Genomic DNA, 9,443 nt, shown 5'->3' with positions numbered 1-9,443 from the left:
CCTCGGCCCCTGACCTGACCTACAAAAGGCCTTGCAAACGACGTCGACGAACCGCGCCCCCGACTAGTTGCCACCGAGCCGCGTGACCAGCGTCTGCGCGGTCTCGCACTCGGTCTTGAAGCTCGCCGCCTTCGCGCCCTTGCATGCTCGGGCGGTGAAACCCTTGAGCATCTGGACGGCTTCCTGCGTCCTCGGCGGGGTGAGCTGCGCGTAAGTGCTGCCCAAGCTGAAGAGAATCTGCACCGACTCCGGGCCCTCGTTGCCCGCGACCGCCTTCGCCGCCTCGAGCTCCGTCACCATCTCGGGGAGCGATCCGCGATCCTGGTGAACCTGCGAGAGCAGCACGTGCACGCCGAAGAGAGTCTTGTCGCCGGGCTTCGCGAAGTTCTTCGCTTCCTTGAGCACCTGCTCGGCCTCCTTCGTATATCCAAGGCGGATGTAGAGATCCGCGAGCGCCGTATAGTAACGGATCTCGGTCGGATTGTGCTCGACCGCCTTGGTGAAGTTCTCGAGCGCCTTCTGCTCGTCGTCGGTCCAGAGGAACACGTTGCCGAGCTGGTGGTAGCAGTCAGCGAAGTTCGGATCGTTCTCGATGCACTTCTGGTACGGCTCCTTCGCCTCTTCGTACGAGATCGTCTTCTTCTTCGCCTGCATCTCGAGCGCGTACGCGCGCTCGAACCAGTAGTTCGCGAATTTCGGCGCGAGCTGCGTGGCGCGGCTCAAGGTCGATGCGGTCTTGTCCCACTCCTCCTTCTTCTTGAAGGCCATCGAGAGCTTGTAAAAGATCCGATGGTTCGTGGGATCGAGCTTGGTCGCCTGCTCGTACTTCGTGGCAGCGCCCTCCGGGTTCAGCGCGACCTCTTTGTCCGCCTGGTTTGCGAGGATCACGGCTTCCTGCCGGTTCCGGCTGCAGCCCATCCCGAGCATGCTCGAGACCACGAGACAGGACGCCATCACCATTGCGCCAAGCTTCATTGCTTCGCTCACCTTTCTCTCGGAGCCGGCTCCGCCGCTCCTCGCGTCACCCGCGCGCGTCGAGGGCCACGGTAGCCCCACCCGCACCAAGCACGCACATAAGTCCTCGAACTTGCAGCCAAATTGCCGCCCAGGCATAGGACGAGACGTTCTCTTGCGCGCCGAGAATAGGCGGATGGCGCGCCGAAAGTCCAGTTGGATTGTGCCCATCTCCCAACGCGCCGGCCAAGCGTCCGGCCGTACTCGGGAGACCCAGACGCTCCCCCGCGCGCCGATGCTCGTCGACAAAAACACGATGCCCCACGGGCTCGTGACCCGCGGGGCATCGCTACACGGTCCGATCGAACGTCAGCCGCCGGGGCTGAACATGATCGGGTACACGACCGTCACGATGCCGCCTTCCGGCTGCGGGAAGGACAGACCGTAGAACGCGCGGACCACGCACGACACCACGCCGCCATCCGGCATGTCCGAGCCACCGTTGCCCACGTTCGACACCGCGCCGTCACGACCGATGACGAAGCGCACCCCGACGCGGCCCTGGAGGTTCGGGTTGTTCCGCAGGCCGTTCTCGTAGCAGAGGCGGAAACGACCGAAGTTCTGACGCACGATACGCTGGATGACCTCGGGCGGGAGACGACCGCTCACGCTCGTGGCGCCCATGCGCACCTGCGGCGGCTTCGTGCGGTGCGACCCCGACAAGCGGCCGTGACCGGAGCCGAAGCCCTGGCCCGTGCCGGTGCCCGCGCCGTGGCCGATCGTGCCGATCGAGCCGAGACCGATACCCTCGCCGCGGCCACCGCCGCCTTCGCCGATACCGGACAAACCGAGGCCGCCCGCGCCGAACGAGTCGCCGATGTTGTCGCCCCACATGTTGCCGCGGGCCGACAGAGCGTCGTTGCCGAGCGAATCGTCGCGACCCCAGGGGGCCGTCGGCGCGTTCGGATCACCACCGGCGCCCGAGTTGAGCAGACCGATCATGCCGAACTCCGCCGCGTCACGCAGCGCTGCCTGCCGCGCGATGTGCGGATCGGCGTTGTCCGCCGGGCCTTGCACGCCGTACCGGTTGCCCGATGACTTGGTGTTCGGGTTACCCATGGAACCCTCTTCACCCTTCGCGCGCGTGCCCGTACCGCCTTCCTTGTTGTCGGCGGCGTTGTCGGCGACCTGCTCGGTCTCCTTCTCCTCCATCTCCTTTTCAGCGGCCGCGTTGAGGAACTGCTGGATCATGAACTTTTGATCGTCCGAGACCCCGTCCTCGTCCGTGGCACCGAGCGGCGGCATGAAGAACGCCATCGCCGCGAGGAGCCCGAGGTGAACGGCCATCGACAGGCCGTGGTAGAGGTAGTTCTGCGTGTCGAACTGCACGTGCCCCGCGACCACGCGGCCCGCGTTCACCGTCGACACCTGGAAGATCAGGCCGTCCACGTCGATGCGCGCCTTCGAGCCCGGCGGCAGCGCGATCTGGAACGCGCCCGAGAGCTCCGAGCAGGGCTGCGTCTTGCCGCTGTCGATCGCCTGCTGCACCGTCATCTTCGGCTGGCCCGCGAACTCGATCGTGCCCTTCGCGCGAGGCAGGAGCACCACCGAGACCGACCCGCCGCGATCCGCGAGCACCACCGGGGCGCGCGTCGTGCCGATCTTCTCTTGGGGCACGAAGTAATCGCACTTGAAGTTCTTGCTCTCTTCTTCGCCCACGTAGAAGGAGCGCGGCGGCGTCAGGTGCGAGACGTGCAGGACCATCTGATCCCACATGATCATCACCTCGACGGAAGCGGAGGGCGACTCGACCTCCTCGTTCGGGACGTCCGGGCCGCTCTTGACAAGCTGGTACGTGTACGAGCCCTCGGGCGCGTCGTGCGGCACTTCATCGTGCGCAGGCGGCTTCGGCTGCGCGAAGGGGTTGTTCATGCCGAACGGGTCGCCGCCGCCACCACCGAACGGGCTCGGCGCCGCCGCGGGAGCGCCCGCGAACGGGTTGCCGCCCGCTGCCGCAAACGGGTTCGCCGCGGGAGCCGCGCCAAACGGGTTCGCCGCAGGAGCCGCGGCAAACGGGTTGCCGGGCGCCTTCGCCGCGCCCCCCGCGACCGCCACCGGCTCGGCCTTCTCGAGCACGATCTTCGTGCCGCCGATCTGCAGCTGATCGTTGGCCTTGATCTTGACTTTGTTCACCCGGGCGCCGTTCACGAGCGTCCCCGGCTCGTTGCCGAGGTCGATCAGCGTGATGTCCTCGGGCGACGCCACCTCGATGACGGCGTGCATGCGCGAGGCCAGCTCGTCGTCGACGCGCAGATGGCTCTTCGGGTCCTTTCCAACCTTGACGATGTCCTGCGTCACCGTCTCTCGACGCACGAGCGCTTCATTCTGGTAGAGCGCGAACGTGAGCGCGACCTTCTGCTTGCCTTCCATCGTGAGCCAGCCTTCCCTGCCTTTTGCGTCCCGCCGTCGCCCGAGGCGACCAGAAACCCCGGGTTCGGGGCATCGAATATTACTCAGGGACTCGTGTGCCTTCCCAAAAAGGCGATGGAGCCCTTGGATTCATCGCTGCGGCCCTGCGATCGCGTTCCCCGCGTCCGCTCGAAACCGCAGCCCGAGCCCCCCGCACGAGTCCCCGAGTCTCCTCAGAGATTCTCGACCGACTTCAGCATCTCCGGCACGAACGACGTGCGCGGACGAATCAGGGTCGTGCGAACCGGACCGGGACGAACGCGGATCGTCGCGTCGGTCGGCCCGAAACCACCGGCGTTGAGGGGATCGTCCGTGAACTCGTATCCGTACCCCTCGTCCTTCTTCCCACCGGCGCCCGCTTTGCCCTGGGCAAACGCAAACGACGACACGAGAAGAACGCCGACACCAGCGACCAGCGCAGCACCCAAACGCGTTGACCTCTTCATCTTCAAGCCTCCTCGCCAGTCTTCGCCGTATTTTCAGTCACATCGTACCGTCCCCGAAGGGACGTGGTCAACGGGATCCGAGCCAGGTTTCGTTCGAGACTCTCTCGACCTGGCCTGAAAAGACACCCCGAACGACCCAAGGTTCCCGGAGGATCCAAAAAAGCCCGCGGTGCCGTCCTGGGCACCGCGGGCCTTTCCCTCACTGAGGCTGTGGCGCACCACCCTCGGGCGGCTTCGCCTCGCCGCCCTCCTCGGTGCCCTTGGCTTCCGCCTCGGCGGCGCGGTTCTTCGCCTCCGCCTCGGCTGCCTTGCGCTCTGCCTCGGTCTGCTTGTTGAAGTCGATGATCTGCTGGATCTCTTCCATGCGCTCCTTCGAGCGCTTCACCGCATCCGCATACTCGGGCGCGCTCCCAGCCTTGGCGATGAACTCGCCAAAGAGCTGCTTCGCCGCGAGGAGCATCGGCTCGGCATCTTTGCCACCCGATTTCGCCTTGTACTCCTGCGTGAGGATCGCGTCGTTGTAGTACGTCTCCGCCCGTTCCGGCGCGAGCTTCTTCGCCTCCGCCAGCTCGGCGGCGGCCGCTGCGACCATCTTGTCGAAGTTCGTATCGTCGATCTGACCACGAAGCGCGAGCGCGAGCCCGAGGTGCGCGTCGTAATCGTTCGGCCGCATCTTCAGCGCGGCGCGATACGCCTCCTCCGCCTGCGCGAACCCACGGAAGCTCAGGTTCACGGCGGCGAAGTTCATCTGCGCCTCGTAGAAGGTCGGGTCGAGCTTACGCGCCGTATTGAACGCGCTCACCGCGCCGTTCAGGTTGCTGAGCTCGACCTGGATCATGCCGGCCGTGTTGTGGATCGGCGCGTAGTTCGGGTTCTTGCGGATGGCCTGCGAGCAGACCAGAGCCGCGAGATCCAGCGCCTGCGTGTCGATCTTCTTCTCCTTGCTGACGTTCGTCGCGACGCCCTTCTTGGAGGAACGACCCGCCTTCACCTTCGCCGACTCCATGTAGATCAGCGCGAGCAGATTGAACGCCGGCAGATACCCGTCATCAACGGCCAGCGCGCTCTGCGCGTAGCGCTTCGCGTTCTGCAGGTCCGTGCGACCATCCTTGTCCGGCTGCGCGTTGTTGCGCTTCATGTGCAACATGCCGAGCTGGACGAGGCCCTCGACGTTCTGGAACCGCGCGTCGACGACCGCCGCTTGGTACAGATCGTTGATCGCCTGATCGATCGCCTTCTCCTGCGACTCGGCGAAGGAGTAAATCGCGAGTTGCACCCGTGCGCGGTGGAACTTGGGATCCGCGTCGAGCGCCTTCTTGAAATACTCCTTCGCCTTCGCGTCCTGCTTGCAGCGCTGATACGAGACGCCCGCGTTGTAGATCGCCTCGACCAGCGTCTTGCCGGCCTGCTCGTCGGCCGCGTCGAGGAAGATCGCCGCCGTCTCCTGGCAAGTGGCCTCGGTCCAGTCACGGGCCTTGTCGTGCTTGTTAAAGGCCTCGAGACCATCCTTGTACTTGTTCGCCGCAGCGACGGAGACCGAGTTGCCTTTGCTGTCAACGATCGCCGCGCCGGTCTTGGGATCCACCGCGGGCTTGCCGCCCGTTCCCCCTCCCCCACCGCCGCAACCAACTGCGGCAGTGAGGGCAGCCGTCGCCACAAGAATCGAAAACCTCTTCATGGCTCGCTCCCTTAGTTCTTCTTGGTGGTGGCGCCCTCGATGGCGGCCTTCTCGGGTGACGTGCCGGGCTTCGCCTCGGCGGGCTTGTCGCCCGTCGCCGGCGCCGCCGCAGGCTTGTTCTCGGCTTGCGGAGCATCGCTCGCAGGCGTGAACGCCGTACCGTCGAGGTTGAGCGGCTGCGCGCGATCGCTGAGACCCGAGTTCACCCGCGACGGCGAACCACGGAACTCGTCGATGAGGTGGTACTCGGCGCCGTAGTTCTTCGACAGCCACACCTCGCAGGCACGCGAGTACTCATCGAAGAACTGATACTTGACCGAGTAGTCGAGGCACTTCTTGAAGGCGGCCTTCGCAGCCAACTTCTGCGGCTCGCTCGCCTCGTCGAGCTTCACGTAGTACTCGCCGCGGAGCTCGGCGTAGCTGAGGTCCGTACCCGGGACCATTCCGTTGCCCTTCCACTCCTTCGGGATCGGCGCGGCACGGAACTCGGCGACGAACTTGCTCCACATCTGACCGACACGCGAACCGGCGGCGATGACCCAGCGAGGCGGAGGCAGCGGCTCGAGGTTGACGATCTTCACGTACTCGTTCGAGGCTTCCTCGATCGCCGGCCGCTTCTTCTTGATCCAGTCCATGACCTTCGTGTTGATGTGCTTCATCACATCGTCACGCTGGCCGGAGCCCTTGTATTCGGGGAACCGGATCTTATCGACCTCCTTACGCTTCAGCTCGGCGAAGAAGAAGAGCGCCTCACCGACGGCCGTCAGCGACTTGCCCAGACGACGAATCTTCTCTTCCTCACTGCCGCCGATGGAGTCGAGCTTCTTCAGCGCAGCCTGCGGATCCTTCCAGTAGCCGCGGACCTTGTTGTACTCGGGCGTCGCGCTCGACGGGTTGTTGATCTTCGTGAAGACCCGCCCGAGCAGCGCGTGCGCCTGGATCTGGACGTCGAACGTCGCGTTGCGATCGATCTGGCCCATGGCCGAGCTGAGCCGCCGCCGCGCGCCGTCCCAATCTTCCTTGTCGATGTAGTGCGACCCGATGGCGAACGCGATCTTCGCTGCCTCGGTCGGCTTCTGTGACCCGTAGTTCTTGTTGAAGAGGTCGGCGTCCTTGATCGCCTGATCCTCCTGACCAAGACCGAGACGAAGCACGACGGCGTCCTGAAGCGCCTCGGCAGCCTTCTCCATCTTCGGGTTCTCGCGCGAGAACCGCTCGTACCAGTTCGCCGCCTCGTCGTAGACCGCGATCGCCTGGTAGTTACCGCCGATCTCGTAGATCGACTTCTTCGCGAGCTCGGTCTTGTCGAGGTTGTACTTCGGGTTCAGCAGGATCTGACGCGCCGTGATCGACTTCGCGATGAGGCGTGCAGCCTGGAACGCGCGAGCCGCGTTGTAGAGGATCTCCTCGCCCTTCTCGCAGGAGGCTTCCTTCTTCTCGCACGCGGCTTCGCCGTACTTCTTCCACAGGTCCATGTAGGCCTGCGCGCCGCGCTCGTACATCTTGATCGTGTCGACGCCCTGGCCACCGGCGTCCGCCGACTCGATGAGCTTCTGCGCGCGCAGACGCTCGATGTCGCGCTGGATGCGCGTCAGGATCCCGCACTGCTCGGCGTTCTCCTTTTCCTTGCCGCCCTTGCAGTACAGGTCGAGGAACTTGGGCACGTCCTCGGCCATGTTGTCGTAGCAGGAGGGCCGTGCCGGCTCCGAGTTCGAGCCAAGGATGTTGAGCGACTCGAGGTAGAGCTGCGTCGCGTAGATGCCGACGTCCTTGTCGGAGTGGTTCACCGCGACGTCGCGGAACGCGTACGCCGCCTCCTCCCAGTGCTGCGCCTCGAAGTACGTGCGGGCGCGCGCGTACTTGACCTCGACGTAGTTTTCCTGGGCTTCCTTGTCGTTCTCCGGCGGCTTGATGTAGCAGATGTACCGGTTGAACGCGGTCAGCATGCCCTTCTGGTTGTCGGTCAAATCCTTCGGGGCCCACTTGGCCTTGTCGGCCTTCTTGTCGCCCTTCTTGCCACCATCCGCAGCACTCGGGAGCTGCCCGGTGCCCTTCTTCTCCGAGCCGTCCTTGTGCATCTCGGTGTAGATGTTCTGGTAGCAGAGCACCGCTGCGAACGCGGCCTCGGGCGCGAGCGGGCCGCTCGGATCCTCCGCGACGACCGAGTCGAAGGCCGGGCCGCACTTGGCCCAATCCTTGTTGAAGTACGCGAGGTCGGCCATCGCGTACTTGATCTTGAAGACGTTCGGCCAGTCTTCCTTCACGATGCGCGGGAACTCGAAGCGCGCGAACTGCTCCTGCTTGAAGTTCTGCACGACGCGCTCGTAGAGCAGCGTCGCGAGCGTCATCGTCTTCTTGTCACCCGTGCCGCGCACGCCGCCTGATCCGACGGCCTCGAGGTGCCACGCCATTGCGGTCTCCGTGAGAAGACCCGCGGTCGCGTTCGAGCACTTCAGCTTCATGTCGTCGGGGTGCCCCTCGCTGATGAACTTGTTGTGCACCTCGAGCATCTGGTCGAGCTCGCCCTTGATCGAGTCCTTGTTGCCGGACTTCATGGCAAGCGTGGCCTCGGTGATGTGGCCCTGGTACTTGCAGTACTTCGGGCCACGATCGCGGACCATGAGGTCCTTGTAGAGCTCGATGCCCTCTTTGTAGTGGCCGGTGTCCAGGTAGTTCTGGCCGAGGTCGTCGAGCATCTTGAGCGTCTTCTCGTTGTTGACGCCCGTGTCGCCCGAGAGCGGCTTGAAGAAGTCGTGCGCGGCCTTCGGTGCCGCCGCGAGCGCGTACACCGGGATGATGTCGCGCCGCGCGGAGTTCGCGAGTTCCTTCGCGTTTGGCAGCTGCTGGTACTGCATGCCGTACTCGATGGTCTTCTTGAACTCGGTGAGCGCCTTCGGGAACTCGCCCTGGTTCCAGTACACGTAGCCGAGCTTGTAGTGCGCGTAGCCCCAGACCTTGTTGTCCGGCGGCGGGTACTTCACGACCTCCTGGTACGACTGCTCCGCGAGCTGCCACTTGGAGGGATCGCCCTGCGCCTCGTTGAAGAAGAGCTCGCCGAATGCGAGGTACGCGTTCGGGATGAACTTCGACTGCGGCCAGTTCTGGATCAGCTCGAAGTACACCTTGCGCGCCTGATCGAGCTGGTTGGCCTGCTCGTACTCATACGCGAGGTAGTAGAGCACCTCGTCCGTGCAGCCCGTGCTCTTCGTCGGGTCCTGCGCGTTCGAACTCTGGCACCACTTCGGGTAGCCATTCTTCAGCAGCGAGTAGTACTTGATCGCCTGCTGCCTCGCGGCGACGAGGATCTTGTCGGCCTTCGCCGCCTCGTCACGGAACCCCTTCTCTGCCTTGGGGTTCTTGCGCTTCGCCTCGTCGGCGTTGATGCTCTGCTCGGTCTTGTCGCGGAACGCGGCCGACTCAAGCTCGACGTACCCCTCGGCCAAACGCCGCATCAGCTTCGGACGATCGGGCGCGTTCTTCGGGGTGTTCGAGAAGAGGCTCTCGAGGCCCTGGATCTCGGTGATGAGCAGCTGGCGCGAGCGCGCTGCCAGCCGGTTGCGACGCTCGTCGCGTTGCGCGGCGTTCATCGACGCCGTCGGATTCGTCGGCTTGAGCTGGTCGTCCCGCTTCTTCAGCTGAACGCCCTGCGGCGCCGACTTGAAGCTCATCGCCGGCTTCTTGCCAGCGCTCTGCTTGAGCGACCCGCCGGGGCACTGCGCCAGCGAGTCCTTGGCTTGTTGCGTGATGCATTCATCGGCGGCCGACGCCGGGCCCGTCGCGACGGCGGCGGTGAAAAGTGCTGCTGCGCCCGTCACGAAACGGAGCCGTCGCAGCGCACTCACGTTGGACTGCTTCATCGTCGTCATCTCCTCAACTGATAACTCGCAACCCGGAGG

The 9,443-nt window shown here is 64.7% G+C and carries 5 protein-coding genes; all 5 read right to left on the bottom strand.

The genetic code is table 11. From position 1 onward, the window contains the following. Positions 1 to 63: 63 nt before the first annotated feature. Positions 64 to 975 (bottom strand): tetratricopeptide repeat protein, encoded by a 912-nt coding sequence (locus tag POL67_RS18780; RefSeq protein ID WP_271918907.1) that lies wholly within the window; start codon positions 973 to 975, stop codon positions 64 to 66. Between the two features lie 348 nt (positions 976 to 1,323). Continuing rightward, positions 1,324 to 3,384, bottom strand: a complete 2,061-nt coding sequence (locus POL67_RS18775; RefSeq protein ID WP_271918905.1) for an AgmX/PglI C-terminal domain-containing protein — start codon at positions 3,382 to 3,384, stop codon at positions 1,324 to 1,326. Positions 3,385 to 3,596: 212 nt separating this feature from the next. Beyond that, positions 3,597 to 3,869 (bottom strand): hypothetical protein, encoded by a 273-nt coding sequence (locus POL67_RS18770; RefSeq protein ID WP_136931315.1) that lies wholly within the window; start codon positions 3,867 to 3,869, stop codon positions 3,597 to 3,599. A 199-nt stretch (positions 3,870 to 4,068) separates the two neighbouring features. Continuing rightward, the gene (locus tag POL67_RS18765; protein WP_271918902.1) at positions 4,069 to 5,547 is read right to left on the bottom strand and encodes a tetratricopeptide repeat protein; all 1,479 of its coding nucleotides are present in this window, start codon (positions 5,545 to 5,547) and stop codon (positions 4,069 to 4,071) included. Positions 5,548 to 5,558: 11 nt separating this feature from the next. Next, positions 5,559 to 9,404, bottom strand: coding sequence for a tol-pal system YbgF family protein (locus POL67_RS18760; RefSeq protein WP_271918899.1), 3,846 nt, complete (start codon positions 9,402 to 9,404; stop codon positions 5,559 to 5,561). Positions 9,405 to 9,443 lie beyond the last annotated feature (39 nt).

The organism is Polyangium mundeleinium, from assembly GCF_028369105.1.
GTDB lineage: Bacteria > Myxococcota_A > Polyangia > Polyangiales > Polyangiaceae > Polyangium > Polyangium mundeleinium.
This window is presented reverse-complemented; position numbering and strand designations above follow the sequence as displayed.